Source organism: Sphingomonas hankookensis (assembly GCF_001619955.1).
Taxonomy (GTDB): Bacteria; Pseudomonadota; Alphaproteobacteria; order Sphingomonadales; family Sphingomonadaceae; genus Sphingomonas; species Sphingomonas hankookensis_A.
This window is the reverse complement of record NZ_LQQO01000001.1, coordinates 358,861-378,351: the sequence shown is the minus strand read 5'-3', so window position 1 is coordinate 378,351 and position 19,491 is coordinate 358,861. Positions and strand designations below refer to the sequence as shown.

The following is a 19,491-nucleotide window of genomic DNA, read 5'->3' as shown; positions in this document are numbered from 1 at the left end:
ATCTCGGCGAAGGCCGGGGGAATGACATTTTCGCGCGAGTGGATCAGACTCTATCGGGCCGGGGCGGTCGGGCGCATTGCCATCAACCGGTCGAGCAGGACCAGCCGCATCGCAAGGTCCTCGCGATAGGATGCGTTGCGCGGCGTGCGCGCCAGCGCCGCGAGCCATGCTCGCTTCGCGCCGGGCAGGTCGCCCGTCTGGATCAACGCCATGCCGTAATAGAAATAGGGGCCGGGGTGATCCGGCGCCGTTGCGATCCCACGGGCAAAGGCGGTGCGGGCAGCGGGCGAGAGTACCTGCCCGCCGTCATGGGCAAGGATCGCCGTGCCCAACCGGGTCCACAACCGCCCGCTGTTCGGGGCACCCTGCAACCCGCCCAGCACCGCATTTACCGCCGCCTGGGCCGCTCCCGCGCGGGCAAGACCGTCGGCCGCGACCGCATAGGCGTAATCATAGGTAAAGCGCCCCCAGATCGCGTCGCGCAAATCGTCTGCCGCGATATCGGGTGCCTCGAACTTACGCTCCGCCGCGCGCGGCACGCCGGCCAGGGTCGGGCTCCCCTGCCACGCATAGCCTGCCGCGCCCAGCATCAGCGTGGCGCCAACAAAGCCCCATAACGGCTTTGCGACACGCGCCATGACCAGCAGCCCGAAGATGGCAATCAGCAACAGCGCGAGGATCAGCCAACCGTTCATCGCCGACGCCCCTTCAAGCTGCGCCGGGCGAGCAGACCACCGATCGCCAGCAGCACGATCGGCGCCAGCCATAGCGGCCCCGTCGCACCCGACAGCGGCGGGTCATAGCTGACATAGTTGCCATAGCGTTCGATCAGCCAGTCGCGCACCGCGACCGGCCGCTCCCCCGCTGCGATCCGCTGCCGGACCAGTGCGCGCATGTCGGCGGCCATGTCGGCGTCGCTGTCGGCGATCGACTGCCCCTGGCAGACGAGACACCGCAGCGTTTCCATCAATGCCTTGGCCGCTCGCTCCTGGGCCGGATCGGCCAGTTGCGTATCGGCCAGTGCCGGAGGCGGCACACGCGACTGGGCCAGCGCCGGGGGCGCGATCAGCAGCGCCAGGACGAACAGCGCCCTCATCGGGCGGACTTCAATTTGTCGAGCAGGACCGGCACATCCTCGTCGCGGATCGCCCCGATATGCTGGTGCGCGATCCGTCCCTGTCCGTCGATGACGAAGGTTTCCGGAACGCCGGACGATCCCAATGCCAACTGCACCGAACTGTTGCGATCGTCGCCGATCGCCGCAAAGGGATCGCCATTGGTCGACAGGAACCGCGCAACATCGGCCGGCGTATCGCGGATCGCGATGGCGTCGATCGTCGCGCCCGCCTGTGCCAGCTTCGCCAGCTGCGGTGCTTCGGCGGCGCAGGGCACGCACCAGCTGCCGAAGACATTCAACAGCCGCGGCTTGCCGGCCTGAAACATCGCGGTCGTCAATCCCGGCTTGCCCGGAGCGGCCGGGGCCAGGCTGAACTGGGGCAGCGGCTTGCCGACCAGTCGGGAACGCACCTGCCGGTCGCTGTGCTGCGGCAGCATCCACGCGAACAGCCCGGCAATCGCGACGAAGGCGAGCAGCGGAAGCCAGAGCAGGCGACGGTTCATCGCGCCTGCCGCCGCCGCACGCGCCCGACCAGCGCGATCGCCCCGCCCAAAGCAATCAATCCGCCACCGGCCCAGATCAGCGTCACGAACGGCTTCCACCACAGCCGCAATTGCCGCCGCCCGCCGGCATCGTCGCGGCCGAGCACGGCATAGAGCTGCCCGTCCCAATAGGTCGCCAGCGCCGCCTCGCTCGTTTCGGTCGGCGGATTGGCGAAGAAGCGCTGTTCGGGCCGCATCACGAACGCCCCGCCCGCTCCGCGCGTGACGGTCAGCCGCCCCTGCACCGCCGACCAGTTATCGCCGACCACCGGCTTGATCCCATCGAAGCGCACGTCAAACGGTCCGACCTTGTGGTGTTCGCCCGGCGCAGCGGCGACCAGCCGTTCCTGCGTAAACGCGCTGTCGCTCGCCATGCCCGCTAGGCTGACCGCGATGCCCAGATGCGCGACGACCATGCCCCAGATCGGCAGCGGCGTCCGCCACGGGCTCCGCCCGACCAGCGGCAGGACGCTGGCGGCCGCCAGCCCGGCGGCCAGCGCCAACCCGAACTTCGGCAACCACCCGCTGTCGACGAACGCGACCGCCGCGATCAGCACGACCAGCGTCACCCCGGCCGGCACCGCGACCCGGCGCAGCACCGCCGCGCCCCGATCCCGGCGCCACCGCAGCAACGGCCCGACCGCCATGCCCGCAACCAGCAGCAACGCGATCGGCCCGGCGGCGCGGTTGAAGAAGGGCGGCCCGACCGAGAGCTGCACCCCGAACGCCTCCGCGACCAACGGGTACAGCGTCCCGATCAGCACGATGCCGAGGATGACCGACAGCAGCAGGTTGTTGAGCACCAGCCCGCCCTCGCGGCTAACCGGCTCGAACAACGCCCCCTGCCGCACCGTCCCGACCCGGAACGCGAACAGCGCCAATGCTCCGCCGATATAGAGGATCAGCAGCGCCAAAATGAACCCGCCCCGCGTCGGATCGACCGCAAAGGCGTGGACGCTGGTCAAAATGCCCGATCGCACCAGGAACGTACCGACCATCGACATCGAAAAGGCGACGACCGACAGCATGATCGTCCATGCCCGCAGCCCATCGCGCGTCGCTAGCACCGTCACCGAATGGAGCAGCGCGGTCGCCGCCAGCCACGGCATCAGCGACGCATTCTCGACCGGGTCCCAGAACCACCAGCCGCCCCAGCCGAGCTCATAATAGGCCCAGTAGCTGCCCGCCGTGATCCCGATCGTCAGGAAAATCCACGCCCCCAGCACCCATGGCCGCATCGCCCGCGCGAAATCACGGCCGACATCGCGGGTGATCAGCGCGCCGACCGCGAAGGAAAATGCCACCGACAACCCGACATAGCCGAGGTAGAGCGTCGGCGGATGGAAGGCGAGGCCGGGGTCCTGCAACAACGGGTTGAGGCCCAGCCCGTCGCGCGGTACAGGCGACAGCCGGGCAAAGGGATTGGAGGCGAACAGCAGAAATGCGTAGAAGCCGGCCGCAATCGCCGCCTGCGCTGCCAGCGTCGCGGCATGGGTACGCGTCGCCAGCAACCGTTCGAACAGCGCGATCCCCGCCCCGGCCACCGCCAGCACCGTGACCCACAGCAGCATCGACCCTTCGTGATTGCCCCAGGTCGCCGCGATCTTGTACAGCATCGGCTTGGCCGAATGGCTATTTTCGGCGACCAGCAGCACCGACAGGTCGGTCCTCGCGAACAGCACGATCAGCGCCGCAAACGCCCCGGCCGCCAGCAGCCCCTGCGCTACCGCGACCGGCCGCACCGCCGCCAGCAACTCCCGCACGATCGCCGGCGGCTCCGCCTCGCGCGACGTCAGCGCGATCGCCGCCATCGCCAGTTGCAGCAACGCCATCGCCGCCGCCAGCCACAAGGCGGCAAGACCAGCCTCGGCAATCATCGGTTGCGATCGCTCATGGGGCGGTGCTCTCGCTCTTGTGCATCTTGCCCGCTACCTGCGGCGGCATGTAGCGTTCGTCGTGCTTGGCGAGCAGATTGTCGGCGACGAACCCGCCGCCTGCCACGAACCGTCCCTCGGCCACGACGCCCGATCCTTCGCGGAACAGGTCGGGGACGATCCCGGCGAAGCGCACCGGCACGGTCGCCTTGCCATCGGTCACGGTGAAATGGATCGTCACGCCATCTGCCGCCCGACGGACCGATCCTGCCGCGACCATCCCGCCCAGCCGCACCGGCTTGTCGATCGGCGCGGCGGCGGCATCGGCGGGTGCGTAGAAGAACGCCGCTTCCTCACCCAGCGCCGACATGGCGAGCAGCACCGCGCCGACGATCGCGACCACCGCCAGCAAAGCCAGCGTCATGCGTTGCCGTTTCGGACTCATCCCCGCTCCGCGCGGCGCATCGCCACCCATGAAGCAATGGTGATCGCGGCGATCCCGCCCAGCGTGACCCCATACGCCGCCGCAATGAACGCCCAATGGTTCATGCCGCCGCCCGCCGACGCATCCGCGCCTCCGCCTTGATCCGGGCCAGATCGGTCCGCATCCGCATCAGCACGACCCCACCGAACAACAGGCTCGCGCCGCCCGCCGTGAAGAACAGCGGCCACAGGATCGTCGGGTCGATGGTCGATTTGGTCAGCGTGATACTCGGCCCCTGATGCAGCGTCCGCCACCACAGCACCGAATAGCGGATGACCGGCAACAATGCCGTCCCGGCAATACCGAACAGTGCCGGGATACGCCCGTCGCCGTCGCGATCGGCATCGGCACGGGCGAGTGCCAGATAGGCTAAATACACGAAGAACAGCAGCAGCATCGACGTCAGCCGCCCGTCCCATTGCCACCATGTCCCCCAGGTCGGTCGCCCCCAGATCGAACCGGTCACCAGGCACAGCGCGGTGAACAGCGCCCCAGGCAACGCGATCGCGCGCGCGGCAACGGCCGCCAACGGGTGCCGCCAGACCAGATAGACGATGCTGGCGATCGCCAGGCTCGACCATCCGCCCATCCCCAGCCACGCGGCGGGTACATGGACATAGAGGATGCGGACGCTCTCGCCCTGCAGATAATCCGCCGGGGTCTGCGTCAATCCGGCCCAGCAACCGAACGCGAACAACGCCGCCCCCGCCCCGACCAGGATCGGGGTCAGCGGGCGGGCGATCGCTAGGAATCGTCGTGGATTGGCAAGGGCGTGAAGGCTCGGCACGGTCGCGCCCTGTCTATGCAAGGCGCGGGCAAACGGCAATGCGGATCGAACCGACCGGTTCGCAATTGCGTTGTCGCCGAACGCGTGGAAAATGGCCGCCATGATGACCCTATCGAGTGACATTGCCGACCGCCCTGCCACCCCGGTCAGCGAAGGCGGCGAAAACCGGCTGCTCGCCGCGTTGACGACGTCGGACCGCGCCCTGCTCGCCCCCGACCTCGAACGGGTCTCGCTGGTCGTCGGGGACACTTTGCTCACCGTCGATCAGTCGATCGATTATGTCTACTTCCTCGAAGGCGGGATCGCCGCCGTGCTGGAAGTCATCGACGGCGAACGGCAGCATGCCGTGGGCCTGCTCGGCGCGGACGGCTATGTCGGCTGGCCGATCCTGCTGGGCGACGACCGGTCGCCGCACGACGTCGTGCTGCGCGCCGAACCGGGCACGGCGCTCCGGATACCGGCCGATCGGCTGCTCGCGGCTGTCGAACGCAGCGATACGCTGCGCGCCGCGCTACTCCGCTTCATCCAGGTGTTCCTGATCCAGATGGGCCGGACGGTCGTGTCGGCACTGTCGCACCCGGTCGAACGGCGGCTGGCGCGTTGGATCCTGCTGTACCACGACCGGGTACGCGGTGACGAAATCTCGATGACGCATGAGGAGTTTCGGCTCATGCTGGCGGTCCGCCGCAGCAGCATTACCGACGCGCTGCATAGATTGGAAGAAACGCTCGCCATCAAATCGGTCCGCGGCCGGGTGATCGTCCGCGACCGCGAAAAGCTGTTGGAGATGGCGGCCATGACCTATGGCCCGCCTGAGGAAGCCTATCAGCGACTGGTCGGCACCCCCGGCAACTGAGCGAAGGCGGCGTCCCGACACGCGGAACGCCGCCCTCTCCCTTAATTCGCCGCGCTGGAGCGGATCGTGCCATTGACGCCGTTCGGGAAGAACCCGCCTGCCGTCTTGGCCGTCCGATCGAGATAGACGATGTTCAGCACTTGTCCCGGAGTCCGGCTGAACGCGATGCCGCTGCCATCGGTCGGCACGATGTTCGACGCGGTTGCATTGCCGCTGCCGGTCGCGCGAATCCCTTGGTCGAGGTCGCTGCTGCCATCGAGGCTGTCGCGCGCCGTCGAGATCGCTTCGGTCGCGTCGATCAGCGACGGAGTCGCCACGCCCTTGCGGTACAGCACGGTCCGGACCAGGCCCGCATGATAGGCTTCCGCCGCATGGATGCCCGCCGCCGCCTCAAGGAACGTCTTGTTGCTGACGAAACCGACGGCACCCTTATAGGCGGTGACGCCGACATCTTCGAAGATGAACGCGCCAAGCAGGAAGTTCTCGTCATTGGCGTACACGTCGAATGCCGCGCCCGCCCCGATCAGCCCGGCGGCGCGTGCCGCATTCGAAAAGGCGCTGGTCGCGGTCACGCCGATATCGATCGCCGGCTGCGCCACCGCCGCCGACCCGAGCGCGGTGCGCAGGAAGTTGACGTGCGCGATTTCGTCCGCCGCGATTTCACGCGCATAGCGCGCCACCAGCGGATCGGTGAACGTCACCTGCCGCCCGCCGCTGACCGCCCCTTGCGTGCCCGTTCCGCTCAGGCTGCTGTTCGGCAGGCCCGCGCCGGTCGCGGCAAAGGAATAGAATTGCGCTTCGAGATATTCGAGGTTCAGCGCGAAGTTCAGCACATCGGCATCGGTCAGCGCCGTCGTCGCGGTCGGGGTCGGCGTAGGCGTCGGCCCGGGGGTGATGAAGCCGCCGCCGCTGTCGCTGCACGCGGCCAGTACCGATGCGCCCGCCGTGGCGATCGCGGCACCGCCGGCATAGCGCATGAACTCGCGACGCGCGTTGCGCCGCTGGTCGCAGGCTTCGAGGACCTGCAGGATCGGATCGTTTTGCATGATGTCTCTCCTCAGGTTCAGTTGGCGGCGCTGGCGCGGATGGTGCCATTCACCCCGTTCGGGAAGAAACCGCCGCCATTCACCTGAGCGTTGTTGAGATAGACGATGTTGAGCGTCTGTCCGGCCGACCGGCTGAAGGCGATGCCGTTCGCGTCGAGCGGCGCGATATTGCTGGCATTCGGGTTGCTCGACAGCGGGGACAGGCCCTGGTCGAGATCGGTCGTGCCGTCGAGGCTGTCGCGCGCGTTCGAAATAGCATCGGTCGCCTGGATCAGCTGCGCCGATGGCGTCGCAATCCCCTTCGCATAGAGCGTCGTGCGCACGATCGCGGCGTGATAGGCCTCGACCGCGAGGATGCCGGCGGCGGCTTCGAGGAAGGTCTTGCTGCTCAGCAGCGGCGCCGCACCCTTATAGGCGGTGACGCCGACATCTTCGAAGATGAACGCGCCCAGCAGGAAATTCTCGTCGCTGGCATAAGGGTCGAACGATGCGCCCGCCCCGATCAGCCCCGCCGCGCGTGCGGCGGCGGAGAAGGCACCGTTCGCCGATGCGCTGATGTCAATCGCCGGCTGCGCGACCGCCGCGCTGCCCAGCGCCGTGCGCAGGAATTCGACATGCGCACGTTCGTCGGCCGCGATCTCGCGGGCATATTGCGCGACCAAGGTGTCGGAGAAGGTGACCTGCCGCCCGCCGGTGACCGCCCCTTGCGCGCCGGTGCCGGTGAGGATGGAGTTGGGAAGCCCGCTGCCGAACGCCGCGAAATAGTAGAATTGCGCTTCGAGATATTCGAGGTTCAGCGCAAAGTTCAGAATGTCCGCATCGGTCGGACCGCTTTGCGCCTGTGCTTCCCCGGACTGCGCCATAACAAAAGCGGCGCTGCCAACTGCTGCAGCGCCGCCCAGCATCTTGAAGAAATCGCGCCGTTCCTCACGCCGCTTCGCCCGCGCATCGAACGCGTGCGTCACTGACATTTGCTCGTCCATGACACCGTCTCCCTGGATCGTTGTCACGACCTAACGAACCGTAAATGACAAACGATGCGTGCCAAAGGTGGATGTACGGTTCCGTACAAGATGCCCGGGGTGACTGGATTGCCTCAAATCTTGCAGGCAAAAGACGCGAAATGGCTTTCGCAGTGAATATCGATCGCGTGGGCGAGACATCTACTACCCTGCCTACGACCGACAACAGGCTGTTGGGCGCCATGCGTCCCGACACCCGGCGTAAATTGGCGTCGGTGGCCAGTCGCGTCATTTTACAACCTGGCGATATTCTTACGCGCAGCGGCGAGCCGATCGACCGGCTGGTCTTTCCCGAAGGGGCGCCGGCGATGCTGTCGCTGTCGACCGGCGGGTCGTCGCAGGACGTCGGCATGATCGGGCGCGACGGCGTGGTCGGCTGGTCGCGGCTGTTCAGCGACCAGCCGACCCCGTTCACCGCCCGTGCGCATATCCAGGCCGGCAGCGCGATCGTCATCCCGGCGACCGCCGTCGTCGATGCCGCGAACGAGGACAGCGCGCTGTTGAAGGCGATCCTGAGCTTCGGCCAGCGCTTTTCGATGCAGATCGCGCGGACGCTCGCATCGGCGCTGCGCGACGTGCCCGAACGGCGCATCGCCCGCCTGTTGCTGATGATCGACGACCGGATCGATGGCGACACCATGTCGGTCACCCATGCGTCGATCGCCGCCACGCTGAACCTGCGCCGCGCGACGGTCACCGATTGCCTGCATATCCTAGAGGGTGAGCACATGGTCCGCTGTTCGCGCGGGCGGATCGTGATGCGCGACCGTGCCGCGCTGGAGGCCCGCGCCGGCCTCGCCTATGTCACGGACGACGGGCTGGACTGACCGGCGTTCAGGACTGGCCGCGCACCGACTTCAGGTCGATGCCCAGCCGCTGCACCTTGTAATAGAAGGTCTTGCGCGGGATCCCCAGCCGCTCGATCGCCGCGCCGATCTCGCCGCCGGTCGCGGCGATCGCGGACAGGATCGCCTCGCGCTCGAACGCGGCGATCCGTTCGGGCAGCGGACGCGTGGCGTCGCTCCCGCCCCCTTCGCCCCCATCGCCCTCCAGCCTCAGCACGAACCGGTCGGCGAAGTGCGCCAGTTCGCGCACATTCCCCGGCCAGTCGTGGCGCGCCAGCAGGTCGCGCGCGCCATGGGTCAGCGGCGGCACCTCGCGCCGCAGCCGCTTGGCCGACTGATCGACCAGATGCGCGAACAGCAGCGGCACGTCGTCGCGCCGTTCGCGCAGCGGCGGCATCCGCAGCCGTACCGCGGCCAAGCGATAGAGCAGCGCCGGTGCGATCGCATCCGGCCCACGCTGCGCCTCTTCCGCCGCCGTCGCGATGACGCGGATATCCACCGGCACCGCATCGCGCGGACCCCGGATCGCCCGGTCCTCGATCACCTGCGTCAGCCGCCCCTGCAATCCGCGCGACGCCTGGTCGATATCGTCGAGGAAAAGCGTACCGCGCTGCGCGCCGACGATGCCGCGATCGCCCACGCTGGCGAACAATTCGTCCTCGATCGCCGGCCCGGGCAGCGCGGCACAGGCGATGGCGACGAAGCGATGCCGCGCCCGCCGCCCCGCCCGGTGGATGGCGCGGGCGAGCAGTTCCTTGCCCGTCCCCGTCTCCCCCTCGATCAGCAGGTCGATATCGGCATCGGCCAGCACCGGGATCATCTCGCGCAGCCGGGCGATGGCGGGTGACCGGCCGACCAACACCATGTCCTCGCCGCCCGCCGCCTCGGCACGCAGGCGGCGATTGTCGAGCGCGAGTGCCCGCGCCGCCATCGCGCGGGTGGCGGCCGCGATCAGCGCGTCGGGATCGAACGGCTTGGACAGGAAATCCCATGCGCCGTTCTTGATCGCATCGACCGCGGTTTCGACATCGGCATGACCGGTCACCAGAACGACCGGCAGCGTCGGATCGCGTTCGCGCAGGGTGCGGAACAGTTCGATCCCCGACATGTGCGGCATCCGCACGTCGGTGACGACGATCCCCTCGAAATCGGCGTCGATCGCGAGCAGCGCGGGCGGCGCCGCCGGAAAAGCCACCACGTCGAACCCGGCCAGCGTCAGCAACTGCGCGGTCGATGCGCGCAGGTCGTCGTCATCCTCGACCAGCGCGACGCGCCCACCTGCCCCACTCACGGCACGCGCCGCAGGGTGAGCGCGAACCGCGCGCCGCGCTCCGAGGGCAACAGCCGCAGCGTGCCGCCCAGATCGGTCATGATATCCTGCGCGATCACCAACCCCAGCCCCAGCCCGGTTTCCCGGCTGGTAACGAACGGGGTGAAGATCCGCTCGGCGACATCCGGATCGATGCCCGGCCCGTTGTCGGCGACGATCAGCGAGACCATCTCCGCCTCGACCTCCAGCTCGATCGCGATGCACGGGTCGGGTGTCGCCGCCAGCGCCTCGATCGCATTCTGCAACAGGTTGACCAGCACCTGCTCCAGCCGCACCCGCCCGGCGACCACCATCAGTTCGTCCGAAATCGGCGGCACGACGAACGTCACCTCGGACAGGCGTTCCTTCAGGATCAGCCGCGCGCCGTCGATCACATCCGCCAGCCGGATCGGGCCGATCGTGCCGCTGCCCTTGCGCGCGAAGCCGCGCAATTCGGCGGTGACCAGCCCGATACGGTCGGTCAGCCGCGCGATCGCGCCCAGATTATCGTCCACCGCGCGCATGTCGCCGCGCATCAGCAACTGGCGCGCGGCGGCGACATAGTTGCGGATCGCCGCCACCGGCTGTGCCGTTTCATGCGCCACGCTGGCAGTAATCTGCCCCAGCGCGGCGAGCCGGTTCGCCTGGCGCAATCCTTCGCGCAGCTCGGCCGCGCGCGCCTCCGCGGCGGCGCGCTCCTCGATTTCGGTGCGCAACGCGCTGGTCCGGTCGGCGACCGCCGCCTCCAGCTCGATCGTGCGCATCGCGCGGCGCCGCGACCGTTCGCGCAATCCCCACAGCGCCCCGATCAGCGCCAGCGTCACCGCCGCCGCCGCCAGCGCGCTGGTCCGCACCGCGCTGCCGATCGTCGGGGGCAGCGGCATCGCCAGATGCACCTGCCACCCCTCGTCCCCCGCTGGCGTCACCGCATGCTGCAGCGTCCCGCGCTGCCCGTTCAGCCGCAGCGCATCGTCGAGGATCGCGAACGGCGGGCGTTTCAGCGCCGCCGCCCCGCTATCGGCGCGCACTGCGGCGGCGACCGCCGGCTCGATCGGCCGCGTCGTCGCGAAACGCCAGCGCGGATCGCTGGAAATCAGCACCACCCCGGCGGCATCGGTGACGAAGGTGATGCCGCCCGCCGCGCGCCATTCGCTCTCGATCCGGTCGAATTCCAGCTTCACCACGACGACGCCGCCATCGGCGGTCCGGCGGCTGAGATAGAGGCCGGGACGACGGCTGACCGTGCCCAGCGCGAACTGCGTCCCCGCCCCGGTCCGCACTGCGTCGCGATAATAGCGACGGAAATTATAGTCGTTGCCGACGAAGCTCTGCGGATCGTCCCAATTGCTCGCCGCGATCGCGAGCCCGTCGCGCCCGATGACATAGATCACGCTGGCCGAGGTCGACTGCGCCAGCGCCGCCAGTTTCCGGTCGAGTGCGCGCCGCGCGGCATCGCCCCCGCGCACCGCCGCCACCACGTCGCGGTCGTCGGACAGCGCCAGCGGCAACAGACGGAACCGGGCGATCTCGCTGGTCAGCAGGACCTGGCGCAGCCGCGCGTCGCTCTCGATCTTGGCAAGCGATTCGGCCTGGGCCCGCTGCTCGACGAAGCGGCCGACCGCAGCCGCCATCGCGGCGCTGAGCAGCAGGCCGCCCAATATCCATCCAATCCACCAGGTACGGCCAAGGCTGCGCATCGCCGCCTTGTACGAGCGGCACCGCCCATGTGCAATATTCTGCACATTAGACTTTAGTCTTGGCAAAAATCTACGCAAAATCTACCATGGCGGAATACACAATCACTGTTTGTCAACGACTTAGCAAACACGATTGCAATCACGACAAGCTGGATTGCGTGCGGTTAAATCGTCCCAGAAGCGCCAACCGCCATGAAGAGTCGGACCGGCGCAGCCAGAGGATGAAAGGTCGCCGCATGATACTTGCCACCGACACCGCCCACCCGCCCGTGCCGCCCGCCGCGAAACCATGGTACAAGCATCTGTACGTCCAGGTGCTGATCGCCATCGTCGCCGGCGTCCTGCTCGGCCACTTCTATCCGTCGACCGGCGAAGCGCTGAAGCCGATCGGTGATGCCTTCATCAAGCTGGTGAAGATGATCATCGCCCCGGTGATCTTCCTGACCATCGTCACCGGCATCGCCGGGATGCGCGACCTCGCCAGCGTCGGTCGCGTCGCGGGCAAGGCGTTCGCCTACTTCCTGACCTTCTCGACGCTCGCGCTCATCATCGGCATGATCGTCGGCAACGTCGTGCAGCCGGGTGCGGGCCTCAACATCGACCCGTCGACGCTCGATACGTCGAAGATCACCGAATATGCCGAAAAGGCGCATGATTCGACGATCACCGGCTTCCTGATGGGCGTCATTCCCGACACCTTCATCTCGGCGCTGACCGAAGGCAACATCCTCCAGACGCTGTTCGTCGCGATCCTGTTCGGCATCGGCCTCGCCATGATCGGCGACAAGGGCGAACGCGTGCTCGACGCGCTGAACGACATCTCGATCGCCTTCTTCAAGGTCGTCGCGATCGTCATGAAGGCGGCCCCGATCGGCGCGTTCGGCGCGATGGCGTTCACCATCGGCAAATACGGCATCGGCACGCTGTCCAGCCTCGCCGCGCTGGTCGGCACCTTCTACCTCACCGCCTTCCTGTTCGTGACGGTGGTGCTGGGTGCGGTCGCGCATTTCTGCGGCTTCTCGATCTTCAAGCTGATTTCGTACCTGAAGGCCGAACTGCTGCTGGTGCTCGGAACCTCGTCGTCGGAAAGCGCGCTGCCCTCGCTGATCGAGAAGATGGAGCGTGCCGGCATCCCGAAGTCGATCGTCGGCCTTGTCGTTCCGACCGGCTATTCGTTCAACCTCGACGGCACCAACATCTACATGACCATGGCCGCATTGTTCATCGCCCAGGCGTGCAACGTGGAACTGACCCTCAGCCAGCAGATCCTGCTGCTCGCCGTCGCGATGCTGTCGTCGAAGGGTGCGGCGGGCGTCACCGGCGCGGGCTTCATCACGCTCGCCGCCACGCTGTCGATCGTCCCCACGGTCCCGGTTGCCGGCATGGCGCTGATCCTCGGCGTCGATCGCTTCATGAGCGAGTGCCGCAGCCTGACGAACTTCATCGGTAACGCAGTAGCAACCGTTGTCGTCGCAAAATGGGAAGGCAAGCTCGACAAGCACCAGTTCGACGAGGCTCTGGCCGGTCGCAGCGTGCGGGTCGATCAGATGCCCGAAGGCGCAGTTCCCGCCGAGTAACTCCCTATGTGCCGGTCCGGGCGATCCCCGGACCGGCACCGACGTTCTCGCCCCCGGGCGAACAAAGGTATGCCAAGATGAAGACCTTGTTGCGGCTGTGTGCCGCTGCCCCGATCGTCGCATCGACCATCGCTCCCGCATTCGCGACCGAACCCGCGATCCCGACCACGACCAGCACGATCGCCAGCCAGGTCGCCGATCGGGGCAATGCCCGCCCGGTCGCCCAGGAATATCCGACCGCCGGTATCGGCGACGGCGTCACCGCCGGCGGCTACAACCAGTCGCGCTGGGCCGAGGACTGGACCAGGTTTCGCGATCCCAAGAAGCGCGACGACATTCTCGACCAGCTCAAATACATTCCGATCGCCGGCGACGATGTCTATCTGACGCTGTCGGGCGAGTTCCGCGCCCGCGTCAACCTGACGACCAATCCCAACCTGCGCGACCGCGAGGCGCAGCGGCAGGACATTTTCCGCGTCGTCGGCGGTGCCGACCTGCATCTGGGCGAACATGTCCGGCTGTACGGCGAACTGGCGCATGCCGGCATGTCGGGACGCAATCTGGGGGTGAAGGCCGGGCAGCTGCACAACGATCTGGTCGTGCAGCAGAGCTTCGTCGACGTGACCGGGACGGTCGGCGGGGTCGATCTGGGCGTGCGCTATGGTCGACAGACCTTTGCCGACGGTCCGAACCTGATGGTCGTGCCGCGCGACAACAACACGATCTTCTTCGTGTATAACGGCGTGCGGGCGTGGGCGAAGGGCGATACGATCCGCGGCGACGTGTTCGACTACTACACGACCCGCCTCGGCGTCGGCGGCACCGGCGACGACATCATCGACCGCAACCGTCGTTTCTCCGGTGCGACGGCAGGCTTCGTCATTCCTAAGACGTTCCTCGGCGGATCGAACCTGTTCTTCGATCCCTTCGTCTGGCGGCTGCGCAACAGCAACGCCGTCTGGGGCGGCCGCACGGCGGAGGAAGTCCGCAAATTCTACGGCCTGCACCTTTATGGCGATACCGGCCCGGTCAATCTCGACTGGACGGTCAACTATCAGGGCGGCGAGTTCCAGAACCGCCCGATCTCGGCATGGCTGGTCCTGCTGCAGCAGACCTACAAGGTCGGCAAGTCGAAGACCGCGCCGCGCGTCGGCTTCCACTTCGACTATGCCAGCGGCGGCGGCGCCTATGGCAACGGGACGCTCAAGACGTCGCTCGCGCCGTTCGGCAACAACATCTATTACAGCTATCAGCTCTATGCGACGCCGACCAACCTGATCGCGTTCGCGCCGAGCGTCCAGTTCCAGCCGACCTCGAAGCTGCGCATCGCCGCCGAATATCAGCTGTCGTGGCGCGACAGCCTGAACGACGCGGTCTATCGTGCCAACGGACAGGCCTTTGCCGGCACGCAGCTGGGCAATTCGCGCAAGATCGCGGACACGATCCGCTTCCAGGCGATTTATCCGATCAGCCCGCGGGTCAGCATCACCGCACGCTACGAACATCTGATCGCCGGTCCGGCGCTGACCGATGCGAACTACAAAAGCTCCGACTTCCTCGCCGGCTGGATCAGCTTCCGCTTCTGAGTTCCTAGAGCAGCCTGGCGCTCCGGCGGACCCCGCCGGGGCGCTACTTTTTTGTTTCCGATACCGAAGGGTCCGCCGATGTCCCCCGCCGCCCATGCCGCCGCCCGCGCGCTGCTCGCCGATCCGCTGACCAACAAGGGCACCGCCTTTACCGAAGCGGAACGCGACCAATGGGGACTGCACGGGCTGCTTCCGCCGCATGTCGGCACGCTCGACAGCCAGATCGAACGGCGGCAGCGGGCGCTGGCCGGCATGCCGGACGACTTTCATCGCTACAGCTTCCTGCGCGAATTGCAGGATTCGAACGAGATCCTGTTCCACGCGATGGTGCAGCGCGACCTGCCCGCCATGCTGCCGCTGGTCTATACGCCGACGGTCGGCGAGGGCTGCGAACGCTTCAGCGAAATCTGGCGGCGGCCGCGTGGGCTGTTCCTCTCCTGGCCCAACCGCCACCGCATCGCCGAAATCCTGGGCGATCCCGCGCTCGACCGGGTAAAGGTGATCGTCGTCAGCGATGGCGAACGCATCCTGGGCCTCGGCGATCAGGGCGCGGGCGGCATGGGCATCCCGATCGGCAAGCTCGCGCTCTACACCGCCTGCGCCGGGATCCATCCGTCGGAGGTCCTGCCGATCCTCCTCGACGTCGGCACCGACAATGCCGAACGCCGCGAAGACCCGCTCTATGTCGGCTGGCGCCACCCGCGCATCCGCGGCGCCGAATATGACGCGTTCGTCGAAGACTTCGTAACCGCCGTCGCCGACCGCTTCCCGGGCGTGTTGCTCCAGTGGGAAGATTTTGCCGGACACAACGCCTACAAACTCCTGGACCGCTATCGCAACCGCCTGCTCAGCTTCAACGACGACATTCAGGGTACCGCCGCCACGGCGGTCGGGACGCTGCTGTCGGCGATCGGCCGGACCGGCGCACCGCTTGGCGAACAACGGATCGTGCTGTTCGGCGCCGGCGCCGCCGGATGCGGCATCGCCGACATGCTGGTGCAGGCGTTGAAGGCCGATGGCCTCGACGCCGAACAGGCGCGCGGGCGCATCTGGGCGGTCGACCGCAACGGGCTGATCCTGTCCGACATGGGCGACCTGTCGGCCGGGCAGCGCAGCTATGCGCGCGATCCGGCCGAGGTGGAAGGCTGGACCCGCACCGCCCATGGTGACATCGACCTGTTCGACACGGTCGCCAACATCCATCCGACCGTCCTGATCGGCGCGTCGGGACAGCATGGCGCGTTCAGCGAGGCGGTCGTCCGCACCATGGCGCAGGCGGTCGAGCGGCCGGTCATCTTTCCGCTGTCCAACCCGGTGTCGCGCGCGGAGGCGCATCCGACCGATCTGACCCGCTGGAGCGCCGGACGCGCGGTGATCGGGACCGGCAGCCCGTTCGGCATCACCGGCGTCACCCAGGTCAACAACGTCTATATCTTCCCCGGCGTCGGGCTGGGCGCGTTGGCGGCGCAGGCGCATACGATCACCGACGGGATGTTCATGGCCGCCGCGCGTGCACTGGGCGCGATGGGGGGCGACGACACGCTGCTGCCACCGATCGAGCGGCTGCGAGATGTCGCGCTCGACATCGCCGTGGTCGTCGCCGCTCAGGCGGTTGCCGACAAGGTCGCGGCACCCGACGCAGCGATCGACCGCGACACGATTGCGGCGCGGATGTGGCAACCAGCCTATTGACGCCTTCCCCGAATCGGGAACCATCGATGCGAACCAAGTCTTTCTGACTGCTGTCAATCCTGTCCAGCATGGGTTCAGCCGAATCCCGCCAGACAGGGGCAGAGAGGAAGCGATCATGAAGCAGTTGATGAACATTTTCGCCGGTATCGGCCTGACCATCGCCGGCCTGACCGCCGTTCCCGCCGTGGCCGACGCTCAGCCCGGCCGCCATGCGCACCGCGACCACGGCCCGCGTGCGCATCACGACAATCGCCGCTGGGACGACCGGCGCCATTGGGACAATCGTCGCGGCTGGAACGACCGGCGCGGCTGGGACAATCGCCGCGCATGGAACGACCGCCGCCGTTGGGACGATCGTCGTCGCTGGGACGCGCGGCGCGGCGACCGCTACGGCCATCGCGGCGAACGGGTGATCCCCGGCTGGTCGCGCGAGGCCGCGGCGCAGGGCGTCGATTATCGCGGTCCCTGCCGCTACGTCATCCGCAACGGCCGCCGCGTCTGCGGTTGAGCGATCCGACCCCTTCCGGCACACCCGCCGGGAGGGGTTATTTCTTGGGCGTGACCCACACCGATACCGGCACCACCACCTTGCCCGGCGCGGGCTTGCCGATATCGACCCGGTCAGCGGTGACCAGCTCGCCGGTCTCCAGATTGAACGAAGCCCAGGGCTTCGGCATGCGGCCGAAGGTCATCTTCTGGATCGGCTGGCCAGTGGTCGAATTCATGATGGTGGCAATGACAGGCATGGGCCGGGCGACTAGCCGCCGCCCCGCCCCGCTGTCCAGCCCTCAGAACCGCATATCCCACCCGAGCGTAAAGGTGCGCCCGCGCCCCGCAAAGAACGCGAAATTGTCGCTCGGCAGGCGGGTGTCGCTGTTATAGTCGATATAGAAGCGGTCGAAGATATTCTGGGCACTGAGCGACAGGCCACCGAATTTCGTCTGATACCGGATCGATGCATCGGTCACGTCATAGCCGCCGAAATTATTGTCGGGGCTGGGGTTCGCCTTGCCGCGGAAATTGCGCGACAGATATACCTGCGTCTGCACCCGCGCGGTCACCGGCCCGGACGCGAGGTCGGCGGCAAGGTTCAGCCGATCGGGCGAAATATTGGTCCCGTCTAGGTCGGTATCGACCACGCCGTCCGGCGGGCTGCGGTCGCTGTCATAGCGCCCGAGGATATGGGCATAGCCGGTCGACAGCTTCAGCCCTGGCAGCGGCGTCTGCACCGCCAGATTGACTTCCAGCCCCTGTATCTCGACCCGCTGACGCTGCACCTCGAAAATGCCGTTGCCCTGCGCGACGAGCAGCTGCCCCCGGTCGCTCGACGACCAGAAATAGGTCGCCCCGGCGTCCAGCGGCCCGCGCTTCACCTCGACGCCGACCTCGCGGTTGTTCGACACGACCGGCTGGATGTCGAGGAAATCGTCCAGCCGCACGCCCGGCGTCGATATCGCGCGGGTGATGCGCCCGATATCGGCCATGGTGAACCCTTGGGCATAGCTGGCATAGGCGCGGACGCCGGTCAGCGGCTCGACGATCACCCCGCCGTTGAACAGCACGTCGCTGAACCTAGGTTTGCCCCCCGTCACCGCCACGCCGCCAAAGGTTCGCGCATTCCGGCCGTCATAGGTGGTCGACGCCAGCGTGCGGAAATCGTCGATGCGAACCTGCACATTCTCCCATCGCGCGCCGCCGGCAACGCGGACCAGCCCGTCCGCCAGCTTCAGATTGCCCTGCACGAACGGCGCCAGGCTGCGGAAATCGGCGGGCGGCACCCAGATGCGGTTCGTCGCGATCAGCCGTTGTTCGGTCTTGTCGAACAGCGCGTCGAAGCCGATCGTCGCGACCAGCGCCTCGAACCCCGGAACCGCGCGTTCGTAGCTGGCCTTGGCGCCGAGCTTGCGCGAACGGTTCTCCGACTGGTCGAACAACGTCCCCACCGGCGCGATGGCCGGATCCTGGAATGTCGGCTGGATCGCCACCTCGCCGCCGAACGTGTCATGGGTGCGGTTGAAGAACAGCTGCGTGACCAGGTTCCCGCCCAACACATCGCTATCGGTGTAAGACAGCGACAGTGCTTCCGCCCGATTGGCGGCCGGCCTGCCCGGCGGAGTACCGCGCACTGCGCTGGTCGGCACCCCGGTGCGACGGTTGCCGGCGATCGCGAGGTAATCGCCGTCGCCCTTCAACTCGAACCGGTTGGCGATCAGGTCGAGGCGACCGGTCGCGCCGACCTCCATGCCCAGCCGCGCGAAGAAGTCGGTCGCGCGCGAATCCTGCGTCTCGCCTTGGGTCAGGTTGATGCCGATCCGCCGGTCCTGCGCGTCGTAGAAGGCTCCCCGCCTTTCATAGCTCGCGCCGATCGTCGCATCGAACCGCCCCACCTTCGACTGGACCAGCCCCGCGATCTTGCCGCCGAAGCCGTCGGGCTCGAACCCGTCCGATGCGGTGCCCTGCACCAGCGTCCGGCCGCTCACACCCTCCTGTCGCGGGGCACCGACCGTGACCTGGTTGACGATGCCGCCGGTGCCGCCGACGCCCTGCAGAGCGTTCGATCCATAGATCAGCTCGACCCGGTCGATGAAGAACCCGTCGATGGTGAAGCCGTCGCGACTGCCGTCGCGCAATGGCGTCGTCTGCGGAATGCCGTTGATCGCATAAAGCGGCGAGCGGCCGCGCAGCGTCTCCCCCGCTCCCGACAATTTGCCGCGCGTCGGCGAGAAGCTGGGCGTCAGAGTCGCGACGGCGTCGGTGATGCTGCCCGAAATCGCGATCTGCTGGTCGATCGCCTGCTTGTCGATCAGGTCGATCGTCAGCGGCAGGGCATTGGGCGGCAGAATCGTGCGCGCGGCGGTTATGACGATCTCTTCGTCACTTTCGGCAGTCTTTACAGCGTCCGCGTCGCCATCGACGCTCTGCGCCGCCACCGGCATCGCCAGTATCGCTACCGTCGCCACCGCTGCCAGCAACAGCCGGCCCGTTCCCCCGCGCATTCTCGTTTCCCCCGCGTAATATTGACGCTTGTTGCGCGGCCCGCTAACGCGATCAATTATC

Annotated in this window: 19 protein-coding genes; 6 read left to right on the top strand and 13 right to left on the bottom strand. The window is 67.3% G+C overall.

The window, feature by feature from the left end; genetic code table 11:
- Nucleotides 1-50 precede the first annotated feature (50 nt).
- From AVT10_RS01895 to ccmC, 7 genes are read right to left on the bottom strand one after another with little or no spacing between them, the layout of a single operon-like run.
- Nucleotides 51-695 (bottom strand): tetratricopeptide repeat protein, encoded by a 645-nt coding sequence (locus tag AVT10_RS01895; RefSeq protein WP_066687580.1) that lies wholly within the window; start codon nucleotides 693-695, stop codon nucleotides 51-53.
- Nucleotides 692-1,096, bottom strand: coding sequence for a cytochrome c-type biogenesis protein (locus AVT10_RS01890; protein ID WP_066687577.1), 405 nt, complete (start codon nucleotides 1,094-1,096; stop codon nucleotides 692-694). Before AVT10_RS01890 ends, AVT10_RS01895 begins: the two co-directional genes overlap by 4 nt.
- Nucleotides 1,093-1,620 (bottom strand): DsbE family thiol:disulfide interchange protein, encoded by a 528-nt coding sequence (locus tag AVT10_RS01885; protein ID WP_066687574.1) that lies wholly within the window; start codon nucleotides 1,618-1,620, stop codon nucleotides 1,093-1,095. Before AVT10_RS01885 ends, AVT10_RS01890 begins: the two co-directional genes overlap by 4 nt.
- Entirely contained in the window at nucleotides 1,617-3,536 is a 1,920-nt protein-coding gene (locus AVT10_RS01880; protein ID WP_066687571.1) for a heme lyase CcmF/NrfE family subunit, read from the bottom strand. Before AVT10_RS01880 ends, AVT10_RS01885 begins: the two co-directional genes overlap by 4 nt.
- 13 nt (nucleotides 3,537-3,549) lie before the next feature.
- The gene (gene ccmE, locus AVT10_RS01875) at nucleotides 3,550-3,978 is read right to left on the bottom strand and encodes a cytochrome c maturation protein CcmE (protein ID WP_066687567.1); all 429 of its coding nucleotides are present in this window, start codon (nucleotides 3,976-3,978) and stop codon (nucleotides 3,550-3,552) included.
- The gene (gene ccmD, locus AVT10_RS18025) at nucleotides 3,975-4,082 is read right to left on the bottom strand and encodes a heme exporter protein CcmD (RefSeq protein WP_125655582.1); all 108 of its coding nucleotides are present in this window, start codon (nucleotides 4,080-4,082) and stop codon (nucleotides 3,975-3,977) included. Before ccmD ends, ccmE begins: the two co-directional genes overlap by 4 nt.
- Nucleotides 4,079-4,804: a heme ABC transporter permease CcmC gene (ccmC, locus tag AVT10_RS01870; RefSeq protein ID WP_066688085.1), complete on the bottom strand. Its 726-nt coding sequence runs from the start codon at nucleotides 4,802-4,804 to the stop codon at nucleotides 4,079-4,081. Before ccmC ends, ccmD begins: the two co-directional genes overlap by 4 nt.
- Nucleotides 4,805-4,904: 100 nt before the next feature.
- On the opposite strand from ccmC, the gene AVT10_RS01865 reads away from it, so the two are divergent.
- Nucleotides 4,905-5,660, top strand: a complete 756-nt coding sequence (locus AVT10_RS01865; RefSeq protein ID WP_198158471.1) for a Crp/Fnr family transcriptional regulator — start codon at nucleotides 4,905-4,907, stop codon at nucleotides 5,658-5,660.
- 41 nt (nucleotides 5,661-5,701) lie between these two features.
- Here AVT10_RS01865 and AVT10_RS01860 read toward each other — a convergent pair whose 3' ends face one another.
- Entirely contained in the window at nucleotides 5,702-6,706 is a 1,005-nt protein-coding gene (locus AVT10_RS01860; protein WP_066687554.1) for a ferritin-like domain-containing protein, read from the bottom strand.
- A 17-nt stretch (nucleotides 6,707-6,723) separates the two neighbouring features.
- Nucleotides 6,724-7,677, bottom strand: a complete 954-nt coding sequence (locus AVT10_RS01855) for a ferritin-like domain-containing protein (RefSeq protein ID WP_232307830.1) — start codon at nucleotides 7,675-7,677, stop codon at nucleotides 6,724-6,726.
- Between the two features lie 266 nt (nucleotides 7,678-7,943).
- Between AVT10_RS01855 and AVT10_RS01850 the strand changes: the two genes are divergently transcribed.
- A complete protein-coding gene (locus AVT10_RS01850; protein WP_232307829.1) occupies nucleotides 7,944-8,555 on the top strand; it encodes a Crp/Fnr family transcriptional regulator in 612 nt (203 codons plus the stop codon).
- A gap of 7 nt (nucleotides 8,556-8,562) precedes the next feature.
- On the opposite strand, the gene AVT10_RS01845 is transcribed toward AVT10_RS01850, so the two are convergent.
- Together AVT10_RS01845 and AVT10_RS01840 are read right to left on the bottom strand one after the other, a co-directional pair.
- Nucleotides 8,563-9,864 carry a sigma-54-dependent transcriptional regulator gene (locus tag AVT10_RS01845; protein WP_066687543.1) on the bottom strand — a complete coding sequence of 434 codons (1,302 nt, stop codon included), beginning with the start codon at nucleotides 9,862-9,864 and terminating at the stop codon, nucleotides 8,563-8,565.
- Nucleotides 9,861-11,624 (bottom strand): sensor histidine kinase, encoded by a 1,764-nt coding sequence (locus tag AVT10_RS01840; protein WP_232307828.1) that lies wholly within the window; start codon nucleotides 11,622-11,624, stop codon nucleotides 9,861-9,863. Before AVT10_RS01840 ends, AVT10_RS01845 begins: the two co-directional genes overlap by 4 nt.
- A gap of 191 nt (nucleotides 11,625-11,815) precedes the next feature.
- On the opposite strand from AVT10_RS01840, the gene AVT10_RS01835 reads away from it, so the two are divergent.
- The 4 genes from AVT10_RS01835 to AVT10_RS18460 all read left to right on the top strand — a co-directional run bounded on the left by AVT10_RS01835 (nucleotide 11,816) and on the right by AVT10_RS18460 (nucleotide 16,942).
- Nucleotides 11,816-13,156: a dicarboxylate/amino acid:cation symporter gene (locus AVT10_RS01835; protein ID WP_066687538.1), complete on the top strand. Its 1,341-nt coding sequence runs from the start codon at nucleotides 11,816-11,818 to the stop codon at nucleotides 13,154-13,156.
- A 77-nt stretch (nucleotides 13,157-13,233) separates the two neighbouring features.
- Entirely contained in the window at nucleotides 13,234-14,742 is a 1,509-nt protein-coding gene (locus tag AVT10_RS01830) for an alginate export family protein (protein WP_066687536.1), read from the top strand.
- A gap of 78 nt (nucleotides 14,743-14,820) precedes the next feature.
- Nucleotides 14,821-16,434: an NAD-dependent malic enzyme gene (locus AVT10_RS01825; RefSeq protein WP_157092659.1), complete on the top strand. Its 1,614-nt coding sequence runs from the start codon at nucleotides 14,821-14,823 to the stop codon at nucleotides 16,432-16,434.
- A 115-nt stretch (nucleotides 16,435-16,549) separates the two neighbouring features.
- The gene (locus AVT10_RS18460; protein ID WP_066687534.1) at nucleotides 16,550-16,942 is read left to right on the top strand and encodes a hypothetical protein; all 393 of its coding nucleotides are present in this window, start codon (nucleotides 16,550-16,552) and stop codon (nucleotides 16,940-16,942) included.
- 37 nt (nucleotides 16,943-16,979) lie between these two features.
- Here AVT10_RS18460 and AVT10_RS01815 read toward each other — a convergent pair whose 3' ends face one another.
- Both AVT10_RS01815 and AVT10_RS01810 read right to left on the bottom strand, forming a co-directional pair.
- Nucleotides 16,980-17,180 (bottom strand): hypothetical protein, encoded by a 201-nt coding sequence (locus AVT10_RS01815; RefSeq protein ID WP_084401217.1) that lies wholly within the window; start codon nucleotides 17,178-17,180, stop codon nucleotides 16,980-16,982.
- 42 nt (nucleotides 17,181-17,222) lie between these two features.
- A complete protein-coding gene (locus tag AVT10_RS01810; RefSeq protein ID WP_066687528.1) occupies nucleotides 17,223-19,430 on the bottom strand; it encodes a TonB-dependent receptor in 2,208 nt (735 codons plus the stop codon).
- Between the last annotated feature and the right edge of the window lie 61 nt (nucleotides 19,431-19,491).

What these genes read in the sequence shown, in the direction of transcription:
- AVT10_RS01895 (WP_066687580.1), bottom strand. Translation starts at nt 695, where the DNA reads ATGAACGGTTGGCTGATCCTCGCGCTGTTGCTGATTGCCATCTTCGGG.
- AVT10_RS01890 (WP_066687577.1), bottom strand. Translation starts at nt 1,096, where the DNA reads ATGAGGGCGCTGTTCGTCCTGGCGCTGCTGATCGCGCCCCCGGCGCTG.
- AVT10_RS01885 (WP_066687574.1), bottom strand. Translation starts at nt 1,620, where the DNA reads ATGAACCGTCGCCTGCTCTGGCTTCCGCTGCTCGCCTTCGTCGCGATT.
- AVT10_RS01880 (WP_066687571.1), bottom strand. Translation starts at nt 3,536, where the DNA reads ATGATTGCCGAGGCTGGTCTTGCCGCCTTGTGGCTGGCGGCGGCGATG.
- ccmE (WP_066687567.1), bottom strand. Translation starts at nt 3,978, where the DNA reads ATGAGTCCGAAACGGCAACGCATGACGCTGGCTTTGCTGGCGGTGGTC.
- ccmD (WP_125655582.1), bottom strand. Translation starts at nt 4,082, where the DNA reads ATGAACCATTGGGCGTTCATTGCGGCGGCGTATGGGGTCACGCTGGGC.
- AVT10_RS01865 (WP_198158471.1), top strand. Translation starts at nt 4,905, where the DNA reads ATGATGACCCTATCGAGTGACATTGCCGACCGCCCTGCCACCCCGGTC.
- AVT10_RS01860 (WP_066687554.1), bottom strand. Translation starts at nt 6,706, where the DNA reads ATGCAAAACGATCCGATCCTGCAGGTCCTCGAAGCCTGCGACCAGCGG.
- AVT10_RS01855 (WP_232307830.1), bottom strand. Translation starts at nt 7,677, where the DNA reads ATGTCAGTGACGCACGCGTTCGATGCGCGGGCGAAGCGGCGTGAGGAA.
- AVT10_RS01835 (WP_066687538.1), top strand. Translation starts at nt 11,816, where the DNA reads ATGATACTTGCCACCGACACCGCCCACCCGCCCGTGCCGCCCGCCGCG.
- AVT10_RS01830 (WP_066687536.1), top strand. Translation starts at nt 13,234, where the DNA reads ATGAAGACCTTGTTGCGGCTGTGTGCCGCTGCCCCGATCGTCGCATCG.
- AVT10_RS01825 (WP_157092659.1), top strand. Translation starts at nt 14,821, where the DNA reads ATGTCCCCCGCCGCCCATGCCGCCGCCCGCGCGCTGCTCGCCGATCCG.
- AVT10_RS18460 (WP_066687534.1), top strand. Translation starts at nt 16,550, where the DNA reads ATGAAGCAGTTGATGAACATTTTCGCCGGTATCGGCCTGACCATCGCC.
- AVT10_RS01815 (WP_084401217.1), bottom strand. Translation starts at nt 17,180, where the DNA reads ATGCCTGTCATTGCCACCATCATGAATTCGACCACTGGCCAGCCGATC.
- AVT10_RS01810 (WP_066687528.1), bottom strand. Translation starts at nt 19,430, where the DNA reads ATGCGCGGGGGAACGGGCCGGCTGTTGCTGGCAGCGGTGGCGACGGTA.